This window comes from Paenarthrobacter aurescens (genome assembly GCF_025421775.1).
GTDB classification, from domain to species: Bacteria; Actinomycetota; Actinomycetes; order Actinomycetales; family Micrococcaceae; genus Arthrobacter; species Arthrobacter aurescens_B.
In genome coordinates this window covers 40,219-65,347 of record NZ_JAOEFX010000013.1, presented here as the reverse complement: position 1 = coordinate 65,347, position 25,129 = coordinate 40,219, and the positions used below count along the sequence as shown (strand labels likewise).

26 protein-coding genes are annotated in these 25,129 nt (G+C 62.4%); 15 read left to right on the top strand and 11 right to left on the bottom strand.

Annotated features, from left to right (window positions below):
- The first annotated feature begins 236 nt into the window (after positions 1 to 236).
- Positions 237 to 617 (top strand): hypothetical protein, encoded by a 381-nt coding sequence (locus N7568_RS22180; protein WP_172325457.1) that lies wholly within the window; start codon positions 237 to 239, stop codon positions 615 to 617.
- A 465-nt stretch (positions 618 to 1,082) separates the two neighbouring features.
- Here N7568_RS22180 and N7568_RS22175 read toward each other — a convergent pair whose 3' ends face one another.
- Together N7568_RS22175 and N7568_RS22170 are read right to left on the bottom strand one after the other, a co-directional pair.
- Entirely contained in the window at positions 1,083 to 1,625 is a 543-nt protein-coding gene (locus N7568_RS22175; protein WP_261611916.1) for a GNAT family N-acetyltransferase, read from the bottom strand.
- A gap of 176 nt (positions 1,626 to 1,801) precedes the next feature.
- Entirely contained in the window at positions 1,802 to 2,368 is a 567-nt protein-coding gene (locus tag N7568_RS22170; RefSeq protein ID WP_253465431.1) for a type 1 glutamine amidotransferase domain-containing protein, read from the bottom strand.
- A gap of 192 nt (positions 2,369 to 2,560) precedes the next feature.
- Here N7568_RS22170 and N7568_RS22165 point away from each other — a divergent pair, with 192 nt between their 5' ends.
- The 5 genes from N7568_RS22165 to N7568_RS22145 all read left to right on the top strand — a co-directional run bounded on the left by N7568_RS22165 (position 2,561) and on the right by N7568_RS22145 (position 5,823).
- A complete protein-coding gene (locus tag N7568_RS22165; protein ID WP_261611915.1) occupies positions 2,561 to 3,052 on the top strand; it encodes a DUF2975 domain-containing protein in 492 nt (163 codons plus the stop codon).
- On the top strand, positions 3,052 to 3,255 hold the full coding sequence (locus tag N7568_RS22160; protein ID WP_231343434.1) for a helix-turn-helix domain-containing protein: 204 nt from the start codon (positions 3,052 to 3,054) through the stop codon (positions 3,253 to 3,255). The genes N7568_RS22165 and N7568_RS22160 overlap by 1 nt, the downstream gene beginning before the upstream one ends.
- 69 nt (positions 3,256 to 3,324) lie before the next feature.
- Entirely contained in the window at positions 3,325 to 4,755 is a 1,431-nt protein-coding gene (locus N7568_RS22155; protein WP_261611914.1) for a lysozyme, read from the top strand.
- Positions 4,756 to 4,837: 82 nt separating this feature from the next.
- Complete coding sequence (locus tag N7568_RS22150) at positions 4,838 to 5,449, top strand: nucleotidyltransferase domain-containing protein (protein WP_261611913.1); 612 nt, start codon at positions 4,838 to 4,840, stop codon at positions 5,447 to 5,449.
- Complete coding sequence (locus N7568_RS22145) at positions 5,449 to 5,823, top strand: hypothetical protein (protein WP_261611912.1); 375 nt, start codon at positions 5,449 to 5,451, stop codon at positions 5,821 to 5,823. Before N7568_RS22150 ends, N7568_RS22145 begins: the two co-directional genes overlap by 1 nt.
- 401 nt (positions 5,824 to 6,224) lie before the next feature.
- Here N7568_RS22145 and N7568_RS22140 read toward each other — a convergent pair whose 3' ends face one another.
- The gene (locus tag N7568_RS22140) at positions 6,225 to 7,580 is read right to left on the bottom strand and encodes a uracil-xanthine permease family protein (protein WP_261611911.1); all 1,356 of its coding nucleotides are present in this window, start codon (positions 7,578 to 7,580) and stop codon (positions 6,225 to 6,227) included.
- Between the two features lie 255 nt (positions 7,581 to 7,835).
- On the opposite strand from N7568_RS22140, the gene N7568_RS22135 reads away from it, so the two are divergent.
- The gene (locus tag N7568_RS22135; protein WP_091325629.1) at positions 7,836 to 8,441 is read left to right on the top strand and encodes a malonic semialdehyde reductase; all 606 of its coding nucleotides are present in this window, start codon (positions 7,836 to 7,838) and stop codon (positions 8,439 to 8,441) included.
- Between the two features lie 85 nt (positions 8,442 to 8,526).
- Here the strand turns inward: N7568_RS22135 and N7568_RS22130 are convergent, their stop codons facing one another.
- Positions 8,527 to 8,673 (bottom strand): hypothetical protein, encoded by a 147-nt coding sequence (locus tag N7568_RS22130; RefSeq protein ID WP_261611910.1) that lies wholly within the window; start codon positions 8,671 to 8,673, stop codon positions 8,527 to 8,529.
- A gap of 109 nt (positions 8,674 to 8,782) precedes the next feature.
- On the opposite strand from N7568_RS22130, the gene N7568_RS22125 reads away from it, so the two are divergent.
- Positions 8,783 to 9,298, top strand: coding sequence for a 2'-5' RNA ligase family protein (locus N7568_RS22125; RefSeq protein WP_261611909.1), 516 nt, complete (start codon positions 8,783 to 8,785; stop codon positions 9,296 to 9,298).
- Here N7568_RS22125 and pgm read toward each other — a convergent pair.
- Together pgm and N7568_RS22115 are read right to left on the bottom strand one after the other, a co-directional pair.
- Complete coding sequence (gene pgm, locus N7568_RS22120) at positions 9,288 to 10,949, bottom strand: phosphoglucomutase (alpha-D-glucose-1,6-bisphosphate-dependent) (protein WP_261611908.1); 1,662 nt, start codon at positions 10,947 to 10,949, stop codon at positions 9,288 to 9,290. The two genes, N7568_RS22125 and pgm, sit on opposite strands and share 11 nt — an antisense overlap.
- Before the next feature lie 204 nt (positions 10,950 to 11,153).
- Positions 11,154 to 11,909, bottom strand: coding sequence for an SDR family NAD(P)-dependent oxidoreductase (locus tag N7568_RS22115; protein ID WP_261611907.1), 756 nt, complete (start codon positions 11,907 to 11,909; stop codon positions 11,154 to 11,156).
- Positions 11,910 to 12,127: 218 nt separating this feature from the next.
- Between N7568_RS22115 and N7568_RS22110 the strand changes: the two genes are divergently transcribed.
- Entirely contained in the window at positions 12,128 to 12,847 is a 720-nt protein-coding gene (locus tag N7568_RS22110; RefSeq protein WP_261611906.1) for a DUF4190 domain-containing protein, read from the top strand.
- 91 nt (positions 12,848 to 12,938) lie between these two features.
- On the opposite strand, the gene N7568_RS22105 is transcribed toward N7568_RS22110, so the two are convergent.
- Genes N7568_RS22105 through N7568_RS22095 form a run of 3 tightly spaced genes read right to left on the bottom strand, consistent with a single transcriptional unit; the run spans position 12,939 to position 16,665 of the window.
- Positions 12,939 to 14,438 carry a peptide MFS transporter gene (locus N7568_RS22105; protein WP_261611905.1) on the bottom strand — a complete coding sequence of 500 codons (1,500 nt, stop codon included), beginning with the start codon at positions 14,436 to 14,438 and terminating at the stop codon, positions 12,939 to 12,941.
- Positions 14,439 to 14,492: 54 nt separating this feature from the next.
- On the bottom strand, positions 14,493 to 15,929 hold the full coding sequence (locus N7568_RS22100; protein ID WP_261611904.1) for an amidase: 1,437 nt from the start codon (positions 15,927 to 15,929) through the stop codon (positions 14,493 to 14,495).
- Complete coding sequence (locus N7568_RS22095; protein ID WP_261611903.1) at positions 15,922 to 16,665, bottom strand: peptidase E; 744 nt, start codon at positions 16,663 to 16,665, stop codon at positions 15,922 to 15,924. The genes N7568_RS22100 and N7568_RS22095 overlap by 8 nt, the downstream gene beginning before the upstream one ends.
- 139 nt (positions 16,666 to 16,804) lie before the next feature.
- Here N7568_RS22095 and N7568_RS22090 point away from each other — a divergent pair, with 139 nt between their 5' ends.
- The 3 genes from N7568_RS22090 to N7568_RS22080 all read left to right on the top strand — a co-directional run bounded on the left by N7568_RS22090 (position 16,805) and on the right by N7568_RS22080 (position 18,430).
- The gene (locus N7568_RS22090; protein WP_261611902.1) at positions 16,805 to 17,131 is read left to right on the top strand and encodes a rhodanese-like domain-containing protein; all 327 of its coding nucleotides are present in this window, start codon (positions 16,805 to 16,807) and stop codon (positions 17,129 to 17,131) included.
- A gap of 30 nt (positions 17,132 to 17,161) precedes the next feature.
- Complete coding sequence (pheA, locus tag N7568_RS22085; protein ID WP_261611901.1) at positions 17,162 to 18,094, top strand: prephenate dehydratase; 933 nt, start codon at positions 17,162 to 17,164, stop codon at positions 18,092 to 18,094.
- 105 nt (positions 18,095 to 18,199) lie between these two features.
- Positions 18,200 to 18,430, top strand: a complete 231-nt coding sequence (locus N7568_RS22080; RefSeq protein ID WP_261611900.1) for a hypothetical protein — start codon at positions 18,200 to 18,202, stop codon at positions 18,428 to 18,430.
- Here N7568_RS22080 and N7568_RS22075 read toward each other — a convergent pair.
- Positions 18,427 to 19,488, bottom strand: coding sequence for a diacylglycerol/lipid kinase family protein (locus N7568_RS22075; RefSeq protein WP_261611899.1), 1,062 nt, complete (start codon positions 19,486 to 19,488; stop codon positions 18,427 to 18,429). The genes N7568_RS22080 and N7568_RS22075 overlap by 4 nt on opposite strands.
- Positions 19,489 to 19,600: 112 nt before the next feature.
- On the opposite strand from N7568_RS22075, the gene serS reads away from it, so the two are divergent.
- A complete protein-coding gene (gene serS, locus N7568_RS22070; RefSeq protein ID WP_261611898.1) occupies positions 19,601 to 20,881 on the top strand; it encodes a serine--tRNA ligase in 1,281 nt (426 codons plus the stop codon).
- 150 nt (positions 20,882 to 21,031) lie between these two features.
- On the opposite strand, the gene N7568_RS22065 is transcribed toward serS, so the two are convergent.
- The gene (locus tag N7568_RS22065; protein ID WP_261611897.1) at positions 21,032 to 21,772 is read right to left on the bottom strand and encodes a class I SAM-dependent methyltransferase; all 741 of its coding nucleotides are present in this window, start codon (positions 21,770 to 21,772) and stop codon (positions 21,032 to 21,034) included.
- A 227-nt stretch (positions 21,773 to 21,999) separates the two neighbouring features.
- On the opposite strand from N7568_RS22065, the gene helR reads away from it, so the two are divergent.
- Together helR and N7568_RS22055 are read left to right on the top strand one after the other, a co-directional pair.
- Complete coding sequence (helR, locus tag N7568_RS22060) at positions 22,000 to 24,186, top strand: RNA polymerase recycling motor ATPase HelR (protein ID WP_261611896.1); 2,187 nt, start codon at positions 22,000 to 22,002, stop codon at positions 24,184 to 24,186.
- 91 nt (positions 24,187 to 24,277) lie between these two features.
- The gene (locus N7568_RS22055; protein WP_261611895.1) at positions 24,278 to 25,123 is read left to right on the top strand and encodes an HAD family hydrolase; all 846 of its coding nucleotides are present in this window, start codon (positions 24,278 to 24,280) and stop codon (positions 25,121 to 25,123) included.
- Positions 25,124 to 25,129: the final 6 nt, after the last annotated feature.

The following is a 25,129-nucleotide window of genomic DNA, read 5'->3' as shown; positions in this document are numbered from 1 at the left end:
GGGGGAGTGTGTGACGACTCTACGTGTCCCAGTTCCAAGGAAGTGGGACACCGGGCTGGGAAGCCCTGAACGCGACCTGACCTTCGGAGACCGTGCCAAGAGAAAGAGCGCTTGACTTGACAAAAGAAAGTGGTCACTTGAGACTCAGAACGGCTTCGCGGTGTGATCGCCAACACATTCTTGGGGCGGGTGTGATGCCAGTAATTCACTAAAAATTCTGGGGAGGGAATTACGACATGCGTAAATCACGATTGGCTCTTTCCGGCGCTGCAGCCGCGGGGGCTATTGCAATCTCAATGTTGGCCACAGCGCCAATGGCATCCGCCAGTGCAGCGGCTTCGGTGACCGGGTCCTACGCTTACTACAACTCGTCCACTAACGTCCTAACGAGCCGGGACACCCGCGTGGATGGCGTCTCATCCGTAGCGCAGCTCAGGTATGTTTCGAACGGGACTACCTACATTGCGACGCTGACCAACAGCCAGGGAAGCGGCGAGCAGGCTCAAGCTCAAAGCAGCGGCTTGCGAGGGACCGTTTACGTCCGGGCGTGCCTTAACAACCGAAGCGCCGGCACTGGCATCTATGGTTGCTCAGGTTGGGTGGCTTCGGCAGCCTAGGAACTTCAATAAGAGGATGGGGATAACGCACTGTCTATCCCCATCCTTTTCTTGTCTAATTCGCGGTACTGATGGGGGCTATCGACTGGCAGACTCATCGCCCCTAAGCTGTCCGCCAAGCCGAAGTGCGGGAGACCGTTATGCATGAACCCCACTTCGGCAAAGTCAGTACTTGGCAGACCGCCGAATTGAACGCGGGGGATTGAATGCGTGCATGGGGTTTCGTTGATGCTAAGTTGTCGAATCCCGGAGCAGATGGCGGCATCGATATATTGTGCAGCAATGCAGATGCGCAAGTGAAGTATCAAGCCAACGATTCAGGCTGTGCCGAATATTTTGGAGCCCCGCCCCTCAGGCCTCCTCTGAACACTGAGCGGCCAGCCCGGTAACCTGCCTTGTCGCAGTTCCAAGGATGTGGGACACCGAAACCGCAATGGAGCAGGGAGGCCCGCTTAGCGTGATTTCCTAGCGAGTAGGAAGGCGCGAGTACATGTACATGTCCTTGCGCTGGCCGCCAATCTCTAGCCAGCTCCTCAAGGTCCCTTCCCGTACGAACCCGCTGCGCTCGGCTGCGCGCCAGGAGCCCTCATTCCAAGGCTCGACGTAGAGTTCCAATCGATGAATCCCGGGTTGCGCAAGACCCCAGGCGGCGAGGGCAGCTAAAGCAGAGGAAGCAGCTCCCTTCCCACGATGACTTGGCGCCACCCGATAGCCAATGCTCGCCCGGCCTTGGCTGAGGTTCTTCAGCCACAGCCCGATTTGGCCAACCGCCTGATCGGAGGAGGAATCAGCAATAGCGAAGGAGTACCCGGTGCCATCAATTAGGCGTTGGTGCTGTCTTTCGATGAAGGCCAGTGCTGCCTGGCGTGAACCGCTGGCGGGAACTGTCGTGATGGCAGGAATTAGTGGATCGCGCGAGGCTTCCTGGACCACAGGAACATCGGCTGTCGTAAACGGACGGAGCCTGTAAGGGGACGCGACGAGTGCAGGCTGCTCCAAGGGGTTCATTCTCAGACTCTACGTGGAGCGCCCATAGCAGCGTTCGAGATACCGAAACTGCCACCGTCCCACTCCCAAGGAAGCGGAACATCCGGATGACCTAGGTCAGGGAAACGGCAAGTGCCGCCGTCGTGCTTCTACAAGAAGTACGACGGCGGCACTTGCCGTATGTGCCTCGGCGACCGCTAAGCGGTCTGGCCAGCGTGCTGCCCCTCGGAGATTTCCTCCACGAGCTTGCTATTGAATGCCGGGAGGTCGTCCGGGTTGCGGCTGGTGACCAGGCCTTGATCGCACACCACTTCTTCGTCGGTCCAGTTGGCGCCGGCGTTCTTCAGGTCCGATTGGAGCGTGTGGTACGAGGTGACGTTGCGGCCCTTGATGACGCCGGCGTCGATGAAGATCCACGGTCCGTGGCAGATCGAAGCCACGGGTTTGTGCTGCTCAAAGAAGGCGCGCGTGAAGTTCTGTGCGTCCTTGTCCACGCGGAGGTTGTCCGCGTTCACGACGCCACCCGGGAGTACCAGTGCGTCAAAGTCGGAGGCGTTGGCGTCGGCCACTGCGAGGTCGACGTCGAACGTGTCGCCCTTCTCCACGCCGTTGAATCCCTGGAGCTTTCCTGTGGAAAGCGCTACCAGCGTGGGCTCGCCACCGGCATCCTTCACGGCCTGCCAAGGGCTGGTGAGCTCAACCTGCTCCACGCCGTCTGTCAGGAGAAATGCGACCTTCTTGCCTGCGATGTTGTGTTCTGACATTGTTCCTCCTCGTTGCGCAGCGGGGTGCTTTTTGGGCGATACCGCCGCTGTGAGAGTTGTTTGTCTGACCTGTTCCAGCCTAGGGAACCCTGCTTTAGTAAGCAAGCTGACTAATTGTGTCACGGGACCTGGTCGTTTGCTAAGTGATCGAATATCGATAGAATCAGGTTGTTGTTCGATAAAGGAGTTTCGATGGGTAAGCTGACGATCCTCGCATTGCGGGTTGTGATCGCGATGGTGCTGACAGGCTCGCTGTTCGTCCAGGTGTGGATGGTGCCGCTGCTTTCCACCGACCTTGTTGAGGCCGGTGCGCCCGACGGTCCGCGGATTACGCTGCTGGTGATTATCGTTCTGGGAATCCTCTGCATGCAGGTAGTTGCGGTCTGCGTGTGGAGGTTGCTGACGATGGTGCGCCGCGGGACGGTGTTCTCCCACGGGGCCTTCCGGTTTGTGGACATCATCTTCGGGGCTGTATCTGTGGCCGCACTGCTGATGTTTACGATTGCGGCGCTGCTGGCTCCGGGCGACATTGCGCCCGGTGTTGTTCTGCTTATTTGCGGCGCTGCGTTGATGATCGGGGGAGTGGCTCTTCTGGTGCTGATCTTGCGTACGCTGCTGGCCCAGGCCGTTGCGCGTGACGTTGAGGCTGCTGGCTTGCGGGCCGAGCTCGACGAGGTGATCTGATGCCGATCATCGTGGACATCGACGTCATGCTGGCCAAGCGCAAGATGCCGGTGGGTGTGCTTGCCGAGCGAGTGGGGATCACGCCGGCCAACTTGGCTGTGCTCAAGAACGGGCGGGCGAAGGCGGTTCGGTTTACGACGCTGGAGGCGTTGTGCGAGGTGCTCGAGTGCCAACCCGGCGACCTGCTGCGCTGGGAGGCCTAAGCCGGATAGTAGGCTGAGCTGCATGACGTGGGGGCGCCGGTTCCTCCCGCACTCCTAAGGAATCGTCGAATGAAGTTCTCCATGTCCAGCTACTCAAGTCGCCTGAAAGCCTCGGCTGTACTGCTAGCCACCTTGGTGCTCGCCGCGTCGGGGGCAGGGGCGGCCACCGCGTCCGAAGAATCGCCCTCAGCCCAGAACGACCACGCCATGGGATCGACACTTCGTGATCATGAAAGAGCGGACCAGAAGTTGTTTTCCATCCAAGGCACGGAATCCTCTTTAGCAGTGCCGTCGGGCGTGCGCGGAATGGATGTCAGCAGCCACCAAGGCGAGGTGGACTGGACCAAGGCAGCAGCGAACGGCGCCAAGTTTGCGTACGTCAAAGCCAGCGAGGGGACCGCCTACCGCAATCCCTACTTCCAGGCCCAATACTCGGGGGCTGCTTCAGCCGGCATGCTGCACGGCGCCTACCATTTCGCCCTCCCCAACGCGTCGTCCGGTGCAGCGCAAGCCAACTACTTCCTCCAGAGCGGTGCAGCCTGGAAGCCGGATGGGAAAACGCTGCCTGCCTTGCTCGACCTTGAGGAAAGCCCCTATGGCGACGGCGCCTGCTATGGACTGACCCCGGGCCAGATGATTTCATGGATTTCCGACTTCGCCACCACCATCCTGTCCCGAACCGGACGCCTTCCAGCCATCTACACCACCACTAATTGGTGGGAGGACTGCACGGGTAAGGCCAACGGCTTCGGGAACCACCCGCTCCACATCGCAAGGTGGGCATCGACGCCCGGTGCTCTGCCGGCCGGTTGGAAAAACTACACCCTGTGGCAGCACGCCGAGTCCGGAGTGTTCCCGGGGGACCAGAACGTCTTCAGGGGCTCGCTCACCGAGTTGACCGCGTTCGCCAAGAATCCGGGTCCCATCTTCTCTGATATCTCCGGCGGCCAATTCACTGCCGAAGTTAACTGGCTCGGGTCTCGCGGCATTTCAACAGGGTGGACCGAGGCCAACGGTGCCAGGACATATCGACCCCTGGTCCCTGTTGCCCGTGATGCGATGGCCGCGTTCATGTACCGTTTGGCCGGTTCGCCCGCCTTCACCGCTCCCGCGAAGTCGCCATTCGCGGACGTTGCCACGGATAACCCGTTCTATAAGCAGATCACGTGGCTTGCCAGTAAGGGCATCAGTACCGGTTGGACTGAGGTCAATGGGACCAAGACGTACCGGCCGCTTGAGCCGGTAGCCCGTGATGCAATGGCCGCGTTCATGTACCGACTCGCCGGCTCGCCCGCTTTTACTGCACCTGCGAAGTCGCCGTTTACGGATGTTGCCACGGATAACCCGTTCTATAAGCAGATCACCTGGCTGGCGAGCAGCGGCATCAGCACCGGGTGGACTGAGGCCAATGGCACCAAGACGTATCGACCGCTTGCCCCTGTTGCCCGTGATGCGATGGCCGCGTTCATGAGCCGTTTCGACACCAAGTTCGGGAGCTAACAGGGCCCAGGCGGCGGAGTCATTGCCGCCCATCCCCAGGATTCCCAATCGCGTACAATAAGAAGCGATTGGGAGGTCTTCCATGCAACTTCACAACCCGTTGAGAGCGATCTGCCCGACTCTTGAGGCCGATGTCCTCATGGCGTTGGTGGATGGTCGGCGGACCACGCCTGGCCAATTGATCCGTGAGCGGGGGATTCAGGCCTCGGTTTCAGGTGCCCGGCGTTGCTTGGAGCGCCTGGAGGCGAACGGGATTGTTATAGCACTGCGGGTCGGCAACCGAACCGAGTACGCTCTGAACCCTCGCCATATGCTTGCCGCCGTTGTCGCCGAAGCGTCTCGAGGGACTGAACGATTCATAGAATTCCTGATACGTGCAATATCCGACTGGCCCGAGCAGCCCCTGCAGGTAACACTCTTTGGTTCAGCCGCCCGGCGGGAGATGCGCAGCGACTCGGATATCGACTTGCTATTCGTCATCCCTGACGGAGCCAGCGACGAGCTCTACGAATTAATCGGCGACTTGGCCGTCGACGCTTACAGTCTCACGGGTAACGACGTTCGGCCGATGATCTACGAAGCTTCCGAAGTTCGGAGCGCCCCAATTTTTGATTCCATCACGAGCGAGGGAAATCACGTCGCCGGGGACCGTAGCTGGCTTTCGCGCCACCTTCATGGTTTGGAAGCAGCCTAGTGACAGCGCGCACGGATGCGCATGCCAGGCTTGAAGATGCCAGAGTCTTCCTCGAAGCGGCAGAAACGATCAACACGCTCAACGCCGAAGAGCCCTATGCGGATGTCATTGCAACCCTGGCCGTCCATGCAGGAATTGCTGCTTCCGATGCGTTCTGCATGCTTGAGCTGGGCCGGCACTCAAAGTCTGAAAACCACGCGGACGCCGTGAAGACCTTGAAGGAGGCTGGGGGTGACAGTGCCATCCTGGCACGCCTCCTTGGAGAGAAGACGAAGGCTGGATACAACGTTTCGAGCCTTACGCGGGCTAAGTCGGCTAAGTGCATCGAGTGGGCTTCGAAGTTAGTGTCGGCTGCTGAAACCAGATACATGTAGCTGTGACTCAGGCTGACGTGATGACAACCAACCAACCTAAACTCCCTCGGTCAGCGATCCAACCATGGACACGTTGAGCATTTCCTCCGTGATCGTCGCCGGTGGGCGGGGAGGTCACCTGCAGGTCATGGAGTGGCTTCTACCACCCTCCGGCCCTAACCTGTACGCCGCTGCTAGGCGGACGACGTAGAGGTATAACCCGCGAGACCAACTCCCCGTTGGCGTTGTAGGTTTCAGCCCATCCCTTGCGCGTCGTTGCCCCGAATCCCAGGCCTTCCTTCCCGAGAGAAGCCCGAGGATCTTCCTCATCATGGGGTCAAACGAGGGCCTCACCCGGCAGCAATAGACGGAAAGAGGCAGGTCGAGTACTTGCCGCTCGGCGTCGGTGATGGGCCGTACCCCTACTTCCCCTTCTTCCCGCCCCGCTTAGCGGCAGCGTTCATCGCCGACTTCACCGCAGGTGGCAGCCCCGCCGTCTCAGTTTCCGGCTCAGCGACGGTCCCGCGCCAGTGAGCCAAGCCCTTCATGCCGTGGTAGATCACCAGGGCAGCAGCGGAACCAAGGGCAATGCCGGTGAACTTCAGCTCGCCAATGGTCCAGGTGTAGTCAGCAATGCCGATGATCAGAGCCACAGCAGCGGTCGTCAGGTTGATCGGGTTGGAGAAGTTGACCTTGTTCTGCACCCAGATCTTGACGCCGAGCACGCCGATCATGCCGTACAGCATGGTCGCAGCACCGCCCAGCACACCAGCCGGCACGGTCGCGATCAGTTCGCCGAATTTCGGGGAGAAGCTCAGCAGGATGGCGAAGACGCCGGCCACCCAGTAGGCCGCCGTCGAGTAGACCTTGGTGGCGGCCATGACGCCGATGTTCTCCGCGTACGTCGTCGTACCGGAACCTCCGCCGAACCCGGCAAGAACCGTCGCCGCGCCGTCGGCCATCAGCGCGCGGCCGGAGACGCCGTCGAGGTTCTGGCCCGTCATCGCAGCCACGGACTTCACGTGCCCCACGTTCTCAGCCACCAGCACCAGCACCACCGGAACAAACAAACCGACCACGCCGATGTGGAACTCGGGCGTCTGGAAGAAAGGCAGGCCAACCCACGCAGCGGCGTCCATCTTTTCGTAGGAAACCTCGCCACGCATCATCGCCACGAGGTAGCCCACAACCACGCCCACCAGGATGCTCAAGCGGCCCAGGATTCCACGGAACAGAACAGAAACCAGGATGATCGTGACCAACGTGATCAGTGCGGTAACCGGTGCGAGGTCGAAATTCGCCTTGGCCGCCGGTGCGAGGTTTAAGCCGATCAGAGCCACAATTGCGCCGGTGACGATCGGCGGCATGAGGCGGTTGATCCACTCGGCGCCGAACTTCTGGACCACCGCACCAATAAGCGCCAGTACGACGCCGGCAAGTACGACGCCGCCCAAAGCGCCACCGACGCCGTACTGCTGCTGGGACGCCATGATCGGGGCGATGAACGCGAAGCTTGAACCCAGATAGCTGGGCACGCGGCCCTTGGTGATCACCAGGAACAGCAGGGTGCCTATGCCGGAGAAGAAGAGGGTGGTGGCTGGCGGCATGCCCGTGATGATGGGGACCAGGAAGGTCGCGCCGAACATGGCCACCACGTGCTGCATGCCGATGCCGATGGTCAGGGGCCAGGCGAGCCGCTCGTCGGGTGCCACCACGTGGCCGGGCCGGACGGACTTGCCGTTGCCGTGGAGCTTCCATTTCATGCCGAGCATGCTCATGGCGGGGCCTTCCTCAGAAGAGTGTTGGGATTCGGTGCAACATTACCGCCATTGTGGGGCCCGCTCTACGCGCCTCGCGCGCTCGGGAGCGCGCACAACAGGCCTCACAACTCAAAGAAACGACACGTGAGGTCACGCACTGTGCCTAACGTCACGGGCCGTCACGGGAAGAGGACAACGGAAGTTGAAGTTGCAACCATGGAAAGCAGAAGTGCCCGGCCGCTCACAAGGCCAGGCCCAGCGAAAGGTTCATGAATGACGATCGCCCACGAAGAAGCAGTCATTGACGCCGCAGCAGTCGACGCCATTTTTGCCGAAGCCCGCACCGCCAACAGCTTCGCCGGTGAGGTCACCGACGAACAGGCCCGCGCCATCTACGAGCTCACCAAGTTCGGCCCAACCGCCTTCAACTCCCAGCCTCTCCGCGTGACTTACGTCCGTTCGGATGAAGCCCGCGCCAAGCTGGTGGACACCCTCTCCAACGGCAACAAGGCCAAGACCGCGTCGGCCCCGCTGGTCGCCATCCTGTCGTACGACACCGACTGGCAGGGGCAGTGGGACAAGTTCCTGCCCGCCTACGGCGCGCCCAAGGCAATGTACGACGCCGATCCCGCTTTCGCCGCTGCTACGGGCAACAACAACGCTCATTTGCAGGCCGGCTACTTCATCCTGGCCGTGCGCTCCCTCGGTTTCGCCGCTGGCCCGATGACCGGCGCTGACTTCTCCGCCATCGACGCCGAGTTCTTCCCGGCCGGAGACCAGAAGAGCTTCCTCGTGGTCAACATTGGTCAGCCCGGCCCGGACGCCTGGGGCGAAGCAAAGCCGAAGTTCGCTTACGACGACGTTGTTCGCACCGTCTAACTTTTGCCGCTGTTCGCCGATGCTCTCTTACGGAAAGTGAGAGAGCATCGGCGTTTAACGGCCATTGGGTGAGAGACGGTCCGCGTCACCTGAATGTCCCAGGGCCCTGGCCGTTGTCCTTTTTGCCCGTGTTCCGTAGCAGCAGGCCAACCAACAGGACTACTGCGATCACCACAACCACTGCTACCAGCAAGGCGAGAAATACCAGTACGTGCCAACCTTCAAGCCTCATCGTTCCCCCAGATGTTGATTCGCGCTTGGGTCGACTCTAGCCGGAGGTGAGTGAGGGTTTCCGGCTGATCCTCGCTCACCTTCCGCGTGCCGAGTGGCAAACTATGCCCATGCGGAATCTCATTTGGGTGGCGTTCACGGAGCCCGTGCAGCCGGGGCTGGTTTTTCCGCGCAGCGACTGGCCTCTTCACATCACCCTGTTAAGGTTCGACGTCGGCAATGAGGTAAGTGCCGACGTCGCCGATGTTCTGGCGGACTTGGCGGCAGCGCCAGTCAGGGGAGCCCTCGGAACCAGGCTGACCGTGGGTGAAGAGGCGGGCTTTGGGCATATGGGGTCCATCCCGGTGAGCTTGATCCACCACAACCCACTGCTGCAGGGACTGCACGAAGAGATGGTGGATGCCGTGAGCAGCATCGGCGGGAGGATCGCTACGCCGAACTACATCCTGGAACGCTACCGGCCGCATATCTCGCATCACGACGGCAAGCGCCCCAAGTCCGGAGACGTCGTCGTGCTTGATCAAGTGGCGCTTGTGGACATGGCCCCCGAAGGCGACCACACCATCCGCCGGATCCTCAAGCTCTGGACGCAGGACGCCCAGAGCCTTGAGGGGCCTAGGCAATAACCCCGTCCACCAACGCCTTCGCTTCTTCTTGAACCTGCTTCAAGTGGTCCGCGCCCTTGAACGACTCGGCATAGATCTTGTAGACGTCCTCGGTGCCGGAGGGGCGGGCTGCGAACCAGGCATTTTCGGTGACAACCTTCAGGCCACCAATCGAAGCGCCATTGCCCGGAGCCTCAGTGAGCTTGGCCGTGATCTCTTCGCCGGCCAAGGAGGTAGCCGTGACGTCGGCGGCGGAGAGCTTGCCCAACTTGGACTTCTGCTCGCGGGTGGCGGCAGCGTCGATGCGGGCGTAAACGGGTGCGCCGAACTGGTCAGTGAGTCCCTTGTACAGCTGCGATGGAGACTGACCCGTAACGGCCGTGATCTCGGACGCCAGCAGCGCCAGCAGGATGCCGTCCTTGTCCGTGGTCCACACGCTGCCGTCCAGCTTGTTGAAGGAAGCGCCGGCAGATTCTTCGCCACCGAAGGCGCCCTCGCCGGACAGCAGGCCGGGCACGAACCATTTGAAACCAACGGGAACCTCCACCAGCTTGCGGCCCAGGCCGGCAGCAACGCGGTCGATGATGGAGGAAGACACCAACGTCTTGCCGACCACTGAGTTCGGGTTCCAGCCGCTGCGGTTCCGGTACAGGTAGTCAATGGCGACGGCGAGGTAGTGGTTCGGGTTCATCAGCCCACCATCTGGTGTAACAATGCCGTGGCGATCCGCGTCGGCGTCGTTCCCTGTGGCGATGTCATAAGCAGCAGTGCCGTCGGCACCTGCGGCCATCCGCTGGATCAGGGACGCCATGGCCGACGGCGAGGAGCAATCCATGCGGATCTTCTCGTCCCAGTCGAGGGTCATGAAGGCCCACTGCGGATCAACGGTGGGGTTCACCACGGTGAGGTTGAGCTGGTGGCGTTCGCCGATCTCGCCCCAGTAGTCCACGGAAGCGCCGCCCATGGGGTCGGCTCCGATTCGGACACCGGCGTTACGGATGGCGTCAAGGTTGAGCACGGTCGGGAGGTCGTCAACGTAGCTGCTGAGGAAGTCGAACTTGCCCGTGGTGTCGGCGGCCAGTGCGTCGTTCAGCGGCATGCGCTTGACGCCTCGGAGCCCGTTTTCCAGGAGCTGGTTGGCGCGGTCGGCGATCCAGCCGGTGGCATCAGTGTCTGCAGGGCCGCCGTGCGGAGGGTTGTATTTGAAGCCGCCATCGCCGGGCGGATTGTGGCTGGGGGTGACCACGATGCCATCGGCCTGTGGCGTGCCGGGCGCAGCTTCGCGGTTGTACTTGAGGATTGCGTGGCTCAGGGCCGGCGTCGGAGTGTAGGCGTGGCGCGCGTCCACCAGAACAGTGACTCCGTTGGCTGCAAGAACCTCCAACGCGGAGTTCTGCGCGGGTTCGCTCAGTGCGTGGGTGTCGCGGCCGATGAACAGTGGGCCGGTGATGCCCTGGCGCCCGCGGTATTCGACGATTGCCTGCGTGATCGCGAGGATATGCGGCTCGTTGAACGATGCCTTCAAGCTGGATCCGCGGTGTCCCGACGTTCCAAACGCCACGCGCTGCGCGGGATCGCCCAAGTCCGGAGCTACGTCGAAATACGCGTCCAGCAGGGCTGTGATGTCAACAAGGTCCTGGGGAAGGGCAACTGTGCCCGCTCGGCTAGCCATGGGTTCCAGCATGCCAGACCACACGGCCTGCTGACAGGAAATGTCCGGGATCTGGCCCCTGTGACGTTGGATGGCGTCAGGACAACCCAGGAAGAGGCAAACTTTCACTTTGCGTTCAGGAGTGACTGCTAGCCAAAAAAAGATCGCTCCCTCCCGGCGCATCAGGCCGGGGAGGAGCGATATCAGCGCGAAGAGCGGCCGACGCTAGACGGCGGTGTACCCACCATCAACCAAGACGTACGAGCCGGTCATGAAGCTGGCCTTCTCGGAGAGGAGGAAGGTAGTAACGTTCGCGATCTCCTCGGCCTTACCCAACCGACCCAGCGAATGCTTCGCTTCGAGCCCGTTGATGACTTCCTTGGGTGCGGCGGACAGCAAGGGTGTGTCGATGTAGCCGGGTCCGATTGCGTTGACGCGAAGACCCTGGGCGCCATATTCGGCAGCAGCGTTCTTCGTCAGGCCCACCACTCCATGCTTTGCGGCGGTGTAGGCGGCGTTGCCGGGAGCGGCGACAGCGCCGTGGATCGATGCCATGTTGACGATGGCTCCCTCGGCAGCGCCTGCCGCAAGGATGGCCGGGACCTGGTAGCGCATTCCGTACAGGACACCGCTCAAGTTGATGGCGATGACGCGGTCCCAGTCTTCGATGTCGACTTCTCCAACAGGAGCGCTGGCCCCGCCGATACCGGCATTGTTGACGGCATAGTTGAGGGCTCCATAGGTCTCCACGGCGAAGTCCACGGCCTTCTTGCTGTCCTCGGCCACAGCTGTGTTGCCTTGGAACGCAACTGCCGTGCCGCCGTCGGCCGTGATCTGATCGGCCACGCGCGTGGCGGCGTCGAGGTTGACATCCACAACCACCACTTTGACGCCGTTCTTTGCGAGGTCCTTGCTGATCGCTTCCCCGAGCCCTGAACCGCCGCCGGTGACGAGTGCGGTCTTGCCTTCGAAGTTACCCATGATTCCTCCTTCGCGGGACAGGATCCCGCCGATTTCGTTGGTGAGCGCCTCTTGAGTCGCTACTGATGTAAACCGAGTCAGACTCGAAAACATTCCATGCGTATGCATGAATATGATCTTTCTCGCATTTGTGGCCATGTCCACGGAGCCCGCTACCTTATGCGGCACCCGCGACGGCGGTAGTGTTGGGACCAAAGACCAAATGCAGGGGGATTCCTATGTCAGATCAGCCATCCAAGGGCAACGAAGACAAGCCGGCGGGCTACGAACCGCCGCAGTACGTTCCGCCCGCCCAGTTCAGCGCACCCGAGTCGAGCGCGCCGGGCCAAGGCGCACCGCACCAGGGCGCCTCAGACCAGGGAGCGCCGGGCCAGGGCGCATCAAGCGAGGGCGCCAACGCCACGCAGCCCCTCCCGCCCTATGAGCAGAGCGCACAAGGGCAGGACTCCTACGCGCAGGACGCATACACGCATAATGCCCAGGGCCAGAACGACTTCTACGCCCAGCCGCAGTCGCCCGCCAGCGCATACACGCCGGGCGACTACAGCCAGCAGCCCCCGTCGCCCTACGGCCAGCCGCCCAGCCCGTACCAGCAGCAGGCGTTCGGCCAGCAACCCTACGGCCAGCAGCCGTACGGTCAGCCCCAGTCGCCGTACGGCCAGCCTGCGTACTACGCCATGCAGGCCGAGCCCAAGGGCTTGAGCATTGCCAGCATGTGCTGCGGTATCGCCATCTTTGTTGGGTTCGGGTTCTTCATCCTGCCGCAGATCGCCGCCGTGATCCTGGGACACCTCGGGCTCAAGCGCGAGCCCGCAGGCAAGGGCATGGCAATCGCCGGCCTGGTGATGGGATACATCGGCATTGCGTTGACCGTGATCTTCGGCATCATCTTCTTCGCTGCGATCGGCGCCTCCAGCAGCGGGCGCTACAACTACTAAAACAAACGCGTACGACGGCGGCCCTTGCGTCAGGTGGGAATCCCACCGAACGCAAGGGCTGCCGTCGTTTAACGTCAGTCCGTTACGGCTGTTACCGCACGCCACCCATCAGCTTTTTGATCGCGGGCGATGCTGCAGCCAGACCGACAGCCAGGACCACTGCCACGCTGCCGATGCCGATGAAGTACGGGAGTTCATCCTCGGGGTTGTAGAGCCCGGCGAGGATGCCGGCCAGCGTGGTGCCGAGCGAGACGGACAGGAAGAACAGCGCCACCATCTGGGTGTGGAAGGCCTGCGGTGCGAGCTTGGTGCTCACGGACAGTCCAATGGGGGAGAGGAACAGCTCCGCCAGGGTGAACATGAACAGGATGCCCACCAGTGCCAGCAGCGGGGTCTTGCCCTCGCCGGCCAGCGGGATGAACGCCAGGAATGCCAGGCCCATGATCAACAGGCCCGCGGAGAACTTCAGCGGCGAACTCGGCTGCTTGGAGCCCAGCTTGGTCCAGAGGGCAGCCATGACGCCGGCGAAAATGATGATGAATACCGGGTTGATCGACTGGACCCAGGCCGCCGGCATTTCCCAGCCGAACAGGTTGCGGTCCAGCTTCTCCTGCGAGTAAACGGCGATGAAGGTGAACTGCTGCTGGAACAATGCCCAGAACCCGGCCGATGCGACGAACAAGGGGATGAAGGCGATAACGCGCTTGCGCTCCACGGCGGTCACCAAAGGGCTGCGGAAGATGAGGAACAGGTAGACCACAGCGGCGCCGATTGCGGCGTAGGCCATGCTGCTGGCCAGGTTGTTGGCGTTGACGAGCCCCGTGCCGAGCAGGACGCCAATGACAATCAGGATGCCCAGGAAGATCAGGCCGTACTTGGTGCGGTCTTTCGCCGGCAGGGGGTTGGGAACGCGGTGGGCTTCCTCGGGGAGCCTCTTGCGGCCCAACGAGTAGATGACCAGGCCGATCGCCATGCCCACGGCTGCAGCGCCGAAGCCGATGTGGAAGCCGTAGCTTGTCTGCAGCCAGCCGGTGACCAGCGGGCCAATGAGGCCGCCCAGGTTGATGCCCATGTAGAAGATGGAGAAGCCGGCGTCGCGGCGCTCGTCCTTCTCGCCATACAGGCTGCCCACCAAGGCCGTGGCATTGGCTTTCAGGCCGCCGGAGCCAATACCTACCAACACCAAGCCTGCGATCAGGCCTGGAATGCCCGGCAGGAGGGCCAGCGCGATGTGGCCCGCCATGATCATGATGGCCGAACCGAACAGGACCTTTTCGGAGCCGAAGAGACGGTCGGCGAGCCAGGCGCCGAGGATCGTCGACAGGTAAACGCCACCACCGTACGCGCCCACCAAACCAGCGGCGAGCCCCTGGTCAATGGAAAGTCCGCCCTGCTCGGCGGTGAAGTACATGTAGTAGAGCAGGATTCCCTGCATGCCGTAGAAGGAGAATCGCTCCCACATTTCCACGGAGAAGAGGCTGGCCAACATCTTTGGGTGGCCGAAGAATGACGTATCGCCCGCTGGCTTTGCGGACTCAGCCGTGGTTTGAGGTGTGCTCATTTTCTCAATGCTGGCACTGACTGCGGGCATTGTCACATCGATATATGCCCGGGGCAACCACTTTCCATATGTTAGACGCTGGTCTTAGTGGGTCTCGAGGACTGCTGCGAGCTGGAGAAGCAACAGTTCAGATCCCTTACGGCCGATGAGCTGAATCCCCATGGGTAACCCTGATGCAGTGGTGTGCACCGGAACGCTGATGGCCGGCAGCCCGCACACATTCACCATGGAGGACCACGGCGCGTACTCACACTGTCTCTTATAGTCCTCATCCGCGTCGCCGGCCCACTCGCTCGGCCACGGTTCGCCGCTGTGCCCGCCACCGGTGAACCAGCCGATCGGGCGAGGCGTCTTCGCCAATGTGGGCATGAGGATCACATCCCATTCGGAGTATTGCGCGATGGTGTCGTGCTCGAACTGCCGGAGGAATCCCAGAGCCTCGTTCACCTTGGACGCGCTCCGTTGTTGCGCCCGACGTCGGAACGTCCGGGTCAACGGGGTCAGGAGCGCCTCGCGCTGGGGTGCTATCCGGGCACTCCCGACGCCGGCAGTCCAGGCTGCTGTGAAGGCTGCGGGATAGCGGTTGTCATAGCGGATTTCCGCTTCGGCGACGCTGTGGCCGGCGTTCTCCAGGAGCTTTGTCCCGAGCGCCAAGGCGTCCATTGCTTCCGGCTCGATCCCGAACGGATAGACACCCGCCCACGGGCTGTCCAGGCTCACACCGATTTTCAGCGGCTCCGGTGCCCGGCCCACATTGGCGAGGTAACCGCCGTCGGGCGCTTGATCCCGGGGAACCAGCGCGTCCATCAGCAGCGCCGCATCCGCTGCAGATCGTGCGAGCGGTCCGGCGACCACCAACTTGGCGGCGTCGCCTGCGCTCGCGCCCGACGGCACCACGCCCCGGCCCGGTTTCAACCCGACCAGTCCGCAGGCGCCGGCTGGTATCCGGATGGACCCGCCGCCGTCGGTCCCTGGCGCGAACGGAACCAGCCCCGCAGCCACCGCGGCAGCGCTACCGCCTGAGGACCCGCCGGAGCTTCGACCCATGGAATGCGGATTGCGCGACGGCGGTGCGACGCGGTTTTCGCTGTAGGCGGTCAGCCCAAACTCTGGAACCTGGGTCTTGCCCAGCGAGATGACGCCTTGACCCTTCAAGGTTGCTGCGAGGGCGCCGTCCTCGGGCGCGGGCTTGTGCTCAAGAGCTGCGCTGCCGTGGGTTGTCGGTACCCCGGCGACGTCGGTGAGGTCCTTGAATGCGGTGGGCATGCCGTGAAGAAGGGGCAGCTCTTCCAGACGGCCTTCCCCGAGCAGCCTGACGTGCAGGTCATCGGCCGTCTTGGCATCGGTGAGGGCTTGCTCGGAAGTCACGGTGACAAAGGCGCCCAGCTGCCTGTTTCGGGATTCGATGGCAGAGAGGAAGTGCAAGGTTGCTTCGCGGGCCGAAAGCTCACCGGCAGCCAGGGCATCGCGGAGTTCAACAGCGGTGAGGCGTGAAAGGTCCTGCAATGAGGGATCAACCAAGGAAACGCGACTCCAACCGTTCCTCAACAGCAACAGCGTCCACGCTCTCCCCGGCACCCGCGGTGACCCGGAAAGCGGCCTTGTTCTTCACTTCGGACACCACCTCCACAAGGTCCGTGCCCCGGTAAACCAGCCCAACGCCGTCGTCCGTGCAGTGCGTTTCGCCCAACGTGCCGTCGGCTACCAGCTTGTGGATGGCGGGTGCACGGGTCAGTTCAGAGTCGTAGTGCACCCCGTTGCCGTAAGGGAGGAATCCCAAGGCGTTGGTGACTGGGCGCAACTCGGGTCCGAAGGAGTCCGTTACGCCGCCCTGATACCAACAGATGGATCCGGCGGAGACGCCGGCCAATACCACGCCGCCTTCCCACGCTTTCCGGAGGATCCGGTCCAGCCCATGCGCGCGCCACACGGCCAGCAAGTTCACCACTGAACCGCCGTTGACCCACACCACGTCCTGTTCCAGGAGGTGGGCTTCCGGATCCTCGATATTGGGCATGGTGAAGAGGCTGAGGTGGCTGAAATCGAAGCCCGCAATACGTGCGGCCTGGTCCATTTCCGCTGCCCACCAGCGCTGATCGCCGGATGCGGTGCCGATGTGCGTCACGCGGGGCGCCCGGCCATTCACGCCGGAGAGTTCCACGGCGTAGTGCATCAGGTGGTTGAACTCGATCCTGGTACGCTCGCCCGGCTTGATGCCGCCCGATGTTGCCAGGATGGTGGGTTGATCAGCAGCCATGGGTTACTCCTGCCAGCAGATTTTTGGAGCGCTTGGGTCCCAGTCTTGACGTCCGGGCCAACAGCGCGCAAGTCACGGAGCAGCACCCAGCTCCGGGGACTAGGCTTGTTGCTGACTTGAATCGATGGAAGGGACTGCCATGAGCGATTTCGATACCGTACCTGTGGGCGACATTCCGGCCGATGCCAGCATCCTGGACGTCCGCGAAGACTATGAATGGGTTGCCGGGCATGCTGAAGGTGCCCGTCACATCCCCATGGACCAACTGCCGGCACGGCTGGACGAGCTGGACCCGGATGATGATCTCTTTGTCATCTGCCGCACCGGCGGCCGATCATTCCGGGCTGTGCAGTGGCTGGTGGGCCAGGGCTACTCGGCTGTGAACGTGGCCGGCGGCATGGACATGTGGTTCGAGGCAGGCAACCCGATGGTCTCCGATAATGGCCTCAAGCCGGTTGTTCTCTAGCCCGCGTATATAACCAGCAAGGAATATTCGATGTCAGCAGTCACCTACACGTTCCTCGGCCCCGAGGGCACCTTCACCGAGGCTGCCCTCATGCAGGTGCCAGGTGCTGCTGACGCCACCCGAATTCCGTGCACCAACGTCAACACGGCACTGGAGCGCGTGCGCGTGGGTGAAGCTGACGCGGCCATGGTCCCCATCGAGAACTCAGTGGAAGGCGGGGTCACTGCCACGCTGGACGCGATCGCCACAGGCCAAGAGCTTCGGATCATCCGTGAGGCCCTTGTTCCCATCACTTTCGTGCTCGTGGCGAGGCCCGGCGTCGGGCTTTCCGACATTAAGCGGATCTCGACGCACGGCCACGCGTGGGCGCAGTGCCGCCTGTGGGTGGACCAGAACCTTCCGAACGCGGACTACGTCCCCGGGTCGTCCACGGCCGCGTCCGCCATGGGCCTGCTGGAGGACGACGCTCCCTACGAAGCCGCCATCTGTGCCCCGCTGATTGCTGCCGAACAACCCGGCCTCAACGTGCTGGCAGAGAACATCGGCGACAACCCGGACGCTGTCACGCGATTCATCCTGGTGAGTCGCCCCGGTGTCCTGCCGGAGCGGACCGGAGCGGACAAAACCACCGTGGTGGTGCCGCTGCCTGAGGACCATCCCGGCGCCCTCATGGAGATCCTGGACCAGTTCGCGTCCCGCGGCGTGAACCTGAGCCGCATCGAATCACGGCCCACCGGACAATACATGGGACACTACTTCTTCAGCATCGACGCCGATGGTCACGCCACCGATTCGCGGGTGGCTGACGCCTTGGCCGGCCTCCACCGAATCAGCCCCGCAACCCGGTTCCTGGGCTCCTACGCCCGCGCGGACAAGCAGGCCGCCGTGGTGGCTCCGCATACCTCCAATGCTGCTTTTGCTTCGGCGCATGCATGGGTTGATTCGATCCTTAAGGGTTCGTAGGCGCAGTCCACAAGGTAGAACCATTGCCCTTTCGCGGTGATACTTCTGTGCGTATGCTTGCCTGATCCATAAACGATGGATGAATGCCAAATGAAGGGAGCGGTCATGACTGTCCACAGCGATGACAAAGACGGCCAGGGCATGATCGTCAATCCCAAGCCCTCAAGTGAAAACAAGGATGACTGGGACGGCGACGATGCTGATCGTGCGGATCGCCTGCGCTTTGAAGAAGAGCAAGCCATGATCAAGGAGCAGTCCGAGGCCCGGGCTGCAGCCAAAGCAGCAGCTGAAGAAGCCGAGAAAAACGCAGGCCAGCCCGAGAACGGCGCCGTCTAGGCGGTCTTGGCCTTCGGCACCCGGACCAGCAAGGACCCTGGCTCCACCTGAACCGTGACCTTCGTGGCTTCACCCGAGGGGTCGCCGTCGAGCTGTGTCGCCATCGGTTCCTGGCTGCGAATGACGACCTTCCCCGAGCGGTAGAAGCTCATCATCGGCAGGTTCCGCTTGTGCTTGAACAGGATCTTTGCGTACATGGCGAGCCAGCCGAAAGCGCTGCGGGGACTCATCACCACGATGTCCAGCATGCCGTCGTCGATCATGGCTTGAGGGATGAAGTCGATGCCGCCGGGTATCAGTCCACAATTGGCGAACAGCACGCTGCGGATCTTCCGGGACTGCTCTGGCTGGTCATCCATGGTGATGGTGACTCGTTTGCGACGGCCCGGCAGGTGGCGGACGCCTGCCTCTGTGTAAGCGAGCCAGCCAACACTCCTCTTGAGGTCTTCCTTGGTGTCGCCAACTACCTCGGCATCCAGGCCCATGCCGGCGATGACCAGGAACGTGTGCTCGGCTGACTCGCCGGTGATGTCGTTATCGATGCCCATGGTGGCGGTATCGATGTAGCGCTGATGCCCGAACAGTGCGATCTGGATGCAGTTGGCAACGTCCGTGACGTCCAGGTCCACATTGCGGGCCAGCAGGTTTCCCGTGCCCAGCGGGATGAGCCCCATGGCAACATTCTTGTGCGCCAGCGACTCAGCCACCACGCGCACGGTACCGTCGCCACCGCACGCCAGAACGACGTCGGCCCCGGAGGCCAGCGCCTGGCGCGACTGCCCGTAACCGGGGTCCTCCGGGGTGGTTTCGAAGAATTTTGGGGTGTCCCACCCTGCGAGGTCGCAAGCATCAATGATGGCCTGCCGCGCTACTTCCGCATTGTTTTTCACCGGGTTGAGGATGACAGCAACGCGCTGGTCACCGGCGCCCGGCTTGTGGGCGTCCTCCCGGACTGCGCTCCTGATGTGCCGGGCTTTCAATCTGCGCACACCCCACCAACTGGAGACGGCAAACGCCACGCCCCCAGCGAGAATCACGTACAGGATCCAGTCGCTCATGGTGCTCCAACACTATCCTCCTGGGCCGTCCCCTCTTTGCCGCCCGGTCGGGGCGGCCAGCCTTTGCCCGCCCCGGGCCGGAAATCCGCGGCTGATTCGATACTCTTGTGTGGTGATCGACGTAAAAGACCTCAGCGAAAATCCGGACAAGTTCCGTGCCAGCCAGCGCGCCCGTGGCGCCGACGAGTCCGTCGTGGACGCGATCATCTCTGCTGACTCCGACCGCCGTGCCGCGCTGATCCGCTACGAGAACCTGCGCGCCGAGCAGAACGCCTTCGGTAAGAAGGTGGCGCAGGCCAAGGGCGAGGAGAAGCAGGCGCTGCTTGCCGAGGTTAAGGAACTGGCCAACTCGGTGAAGGCCGCCTCGGCTGAGGCCGATGCTGCCCAGGCCAAGCAGGAAGAGCTGCTCCGCGTCATTCCAAACCTCGTTGTGGACGGCGTCCCCGAGGGCGGCGAAGACGACTACGTGGTGGTCAAGACCGTGGGTACCCCACGCGAATTCACCGACTTCGAGCCCAAGGACCACCTGGAAATCGGTGAACTGATCGGCGCCATCGACATGGAGCGCGGTGCCAAGGTTTCCGGCTCGCGCTTCTACTTCCTCCGCGGCGTCGGCGCGCGGCTGGAAATGGCGCTGCTGCAGATGGCCATGGAACAGGCCATCGATGCCGGCTTCGTCCCCATGATCACTCCTACTTTGGTGCGTCCGGAGACGATGCAGGGCACCGGTTTTGATGTGAAGCACGACGCCGAGATCTACCGTCTCGCTGAAGACGACCTTTACCTTGTGGGAACCTCGGAGGTGGCCCTCGCCGGCTACCATGCGGACGAGATCCTGGACCTCTCCGATGGCCCCATCCGCTACGCGGGTCAGAGCTCCTGCTACCGCCGGGAGGCTGGCTCTCACGGCAAGGACACCCGTGGCATCATCCGTGTGCACCAGTTCAACAAGGTGGAGATGTTCATCTACACCACCGTTGAAGAGGCAGCTGCCGAACACGAACGCCTGCTGGCTTGGGAAGAGGAAATGCTGGCCAAGTGCGAGCTCCCCTACCGTGTAATCGACACCGCTGCCGGCGACCTCGGAATGTCCGCGGCCCGCAAGTTCGACTGTGAAGCCTGGGTACCCACGCAGAACGCTTACCGTGAGCTCACCTCGACGTCCAACTGCACCACGTTCCAAGCACGCCGCCTCAACATCCGCGAACGTGTGGTCAATGAGGAAGGCGTCGCCAAGGGCACGCGCGCCGTGGCCACACTGAACGGCACTCTCGCCACCACACGCTGGATCGTGGCCATCCTTGAGCACCACCAGAACCCGGACGGTTCCGTCAACGTCCCCAAGGCGCTGCAGAAGTACCTTGGCGGGCTTGAGGTTCTGCCGGTTATCTAGTTCCTCTTTGGTTCCGCGGATCCCGCTCTTGTCCGTTAAGCCTGCCGTTGTACGGCTCGCATAGCCGACAAGAGCGGGATTTTTCGTTGGCACCTGTCCTCCACAGCCTGGGTTGTGCACATAGGAGGGCTGGCCTGGTGACCCTTCGCCTTAGTGGGGCTTGCGGGCAATAACGATCAACTCGCCCTGCCCGGAACCCACTTCCTCGCCTGCCCATCCTCCGAGGATGCGCTCCACCTCGAAGCCCGCGAGGCCCAGGTCTTGGCGCAGCTGGTCCTCGCTGCGAAACGCCAGGACCGACGACTCTGTTTCATCGAGGCTTCCGCCAAGGAGCCGGTGCTCGGTTAGCGCAACGAGCCCGCCGGGCAGCAGAACACTCTCCATCCACGTTTCCATGATGGAGCCATCGGGAAGCGTGTGAGCGCCTCTGGTGTTGCCTGGAGTCCAGCGCTCCCACGCCTTGGCTGCAGGATCCCGGGAATCGAAGGCCAACCGCCCGCCGGGTCCCAGCGCGCGGTGCACGTCGGCAAGCGTCAGTGACCAATCGGCGTCGTCATTAATCGCTTGCGCGACGTGTGCGGTCATGACCGCCGTGTCGAAGGAATCCTCTTCGGGGATCTGCGCCGACGTGCCGTCCACCCACGTGACATTGTCTGCCCCGGGTTTCTGCCGTGCGGCGGTGAGTGACGCGGAGTTCGGATCGATGCCAACCACGTCATGTCCATGGGCAGCCACAGCCAAGCTGATCCGCCCGGTGCCGCATCCAAGGTCCAACACCCGGCTGTTCGGACGCTCATTCACGAACGTCAGGAAGAAGTCGTCATCCACAGCCCATTGATTCTCTGCGTCATAGAGGGCTGACAGCTGGGCGCCGGTCATTCGTGTAAGCATCCGACCACCCTACCCGCGGTCAAAACCCCGCGTTGTTTGCCCCACTTATCGTTGTGTGGCGGGGAATTCGAACGAACGCGGGAGCGTGGGGAATGGGCACAAAAAAGGAAGGGAATTATCCCTTCCATATTCAATGTATAACGCACTGGGGGGCTTGCGGCAAGGGCCCCCCGGTGCCGAACAATTGATCCACGAACCCCATCACCAACGGAAAAGGGAGTCGTGGTATGCCTAAAATCAGCCCCCTGAAAACCAGCGCCTTCGCTCTGCCTGAACATCTGGAACGCAAGGCGGATTCGAAGCTGATCGGCAAAGATGAGCAGCAGTTCGAAGCCATCGCAGCGAGTCTTTCGGAGTCTATTGCGGAACTGTCCAACCGTCTCGATGTCACTCGAAAGCAGCCCGGCGGTCGCGGCCAGGCTGCACTGGACCGGGACCAGGAGATTCACAGGACCGCAGCGCGCCTCAAGGCCCTACGGCGCTTCGGTTTGGACCTTTGCCTGGGACGGATGGTGAGCGCGGATAGTCCGGACCCCGTGTACATCGGCAGGCTTGGCCTCAACGACAGCCAAGGGCGCCGGCTCTTGATTGACTGGCGCTCCCCGGCAGCCGAGCCCTTCTTCGGAGCAACCCATGCCAATCCGATGGGGCTGGTAAGTCGTCGCCGTTTCCGCTGGACGCGGGGGCGGATCAGTGACTATTGGGACGAAGTGTTCACCACAGGTGGCTTGGAAAATAACACTGCCCTTGATGACCAGTCGGCATTCATTGCCAGCCTGGGCAGCAGTCGCTCACCGCGGATGAGGGACGTGCTGGCGACAATCCAGGGTGACCAGGACCAGATCATTCGGGCCGGCTCTCGCGGTGCTTTAGTGGTGGACGGCGGTCCGGGCACCGGAAAGACTGTGGTCGCCTTGCACCGCACGGCCTACCTGCTCTATTCGGATCCCCGGCTGAGCCGCCGCAGCAACCATCGAAAGAGCGACGTCCTGTTCGTTGGTCCGCACCAGCCTTACCTCGCCTACATTGCCGATGTCCTTCCCAGCCTGGGTGAGGAAGGTGTGCAGACATGCACGTTGAGGGATCTTGTCCCCGAAGGTGCCACGGCTGCCGCCGAAAGTGATCCCGAAGTGGCACGGCTCAAGTCCAGCGTGGACATGGTGAAAGCGATTGAGCGTGCGGTGAAGTTCCATGAGGAGCCACCGTCCGAGGGCATGGAGGTCGAGACGCCTTACGCCGACGTCTCGCTCAGCAGTGAGGACTGGGCCGAGGCCTTCGACGCCGCAGAGCCCGGAACCCCGCACAACGAAGCCCGTGACGATGTGTGGGATGCGCTGCTGGAAATCCTCGCGGACAAGATGTCTGGGCACGACGTTCCCCAGGGCCTGCTCCGCAGGGCATTGACCCTCACCCCGGAGCTTCAGGCGAATTTCAATCGGGCGTGGCCGTTGCTGGACTACGGAGCACTGGTGGCAGACCTCTGGCGGGTGCCGGCGTATCTGCGCCTTTGCGCACCCTGGCTTCAGCCTGATGAACGAGCCACCCTGCAGCGTGAAGACCCCGAAGCCTGGACGACGGCGGACCTGCCGCTTCTGGACGCAGCCCGGCAACGGCTCGGTGACCCGGAGGCCCCGCGACGCAAGAGAAAGCAGGCGGCGGCTCAGGCAGCGGAACGGGAGCTCATGGACCGGGTTGTTGATGACCTGATTGCAGCTGATGATTCTGAAAACCTGGAGATGCACATGCTTCGCGGTGACGACATGCGGGACAAGCTCGTGGACCGGGACGCCTTGGAAGCAATCGATCCGGATGTCCTCGCCGGACCGTTCGCACACATCGTGGTGGACGAGGCCCAGGAACTGACGGACGCGGAGTGGCGGATGCTGTTGCTTCGCTGCCCTTCGCGGAGCTTCACTGTGGTGGGGGACAGGGCCCAAGCCCGGCACGGGTTCACCGAGTCCTGGGAAGAGCGCCTCGAAAGGGTGGGCCTGGCCAACGTGAAGCTGGCTGGCCTCAGCATCAACTACCGCACGCCCGAGGAAGTCATGGCTGAAGCTGAACCGGTCATCAGGGTGGCGCTCCCGGACGCCAACGTACCTACTTCGGTGCGCAGCAGTGGCGTCCCTGTGGGCCATGGGAAAACGCAGGAGCTCGGCGGAATCCTGGAAACCTGGCTCGCGGCAAACCCAGAAGGCACTGCGTGCGTCATCACGGCGCCGGAAGCCATTCCCGTGAAGCCCCGGCAGGACCGTGTCAGCTGGCGCACTCCGGAACTCGCCAAGGGCCTGGAGTTCGACCTCGTGGTCCTCATCGATCCGGAGACGTTGGGCTCAGGCATCGAAGGCGCCGTGGACCGCTATGTTGCGATGACGCGCGCCACCCGTCAACTTGTCATCCTCAGGAGCGGCCAATGACCGGCGCAGGGATGACTGTTCATTTCCCGTTAATCGTCCGCTGTGGCGCCGGTCCTAGTTCACTGTCGGAGGTGTCTGCTCTACTGTAAGCATGACTATTTTGACTGATACTCCAGTTGCTGGCATCGATGACCAGCCAAATAACAACAACAAGCTCATGATCGCCCTGGACGTCGACGGCACTCTTGTGGACCACGACGGCCACATGTCGCCGGGTGTTCGCTCCGCTGCACAGGCTGTAGTGGCCGGCGGCCACGACGTCATGATCGCCACCGGCCGCTCACTCAATGCAACGCTCCCGATTATCAAGCAGATCGGCCTCGAGCGAGGGTACGCCGTGTGCTGCAATGGCGGCGTGACACTTCGCTTGGATCCTTCGCTGGATAACGGCTACGAGATCATCCACAAGGCCACCTTCGATCCCGCTCCGGCCCTGAAGGCCTTGCGCGAACGGCTGCCCAATGCCAAGTACGCCCTGGAGGACGAGGACGGTAACTTCCTCTCCACCGAGCGATTCCAGGATGCCAGTTTCGGCGTGGAGTCCATCGGCGTGGATTTCCAGACCATGTTGGATGCCACCGCTGTCCGCGTGGTGGTCTTCAGCAGCGAGAACACCTCGGATGAATTCAACGAGGCCATCAAGCACATCGGGCTGTCCGGCGTGACCTACTCGGTGGGCTGGACTGCCTGGCTGGACATTGCGGCTGACGGCGTCACCAAGGCCAGCGCCTTGGAGGCCCTGCGCCACAAGCTCGGCACGGACCAGGCCAACACGGTGGCCGTAGGCGATGGCCGCAACGACATCGAAATGCTCACGTGGGCTGGTCGCGGCGTTGCCATGGGCCAGGCTCCGGATGAAGTGATCGCCGTGGCGGATGAGGTCACCGCCTCAGTGCTCGACGACGGCGCCGCCTTGATTTTGCGCGGCCTGCTGTAACAGCCG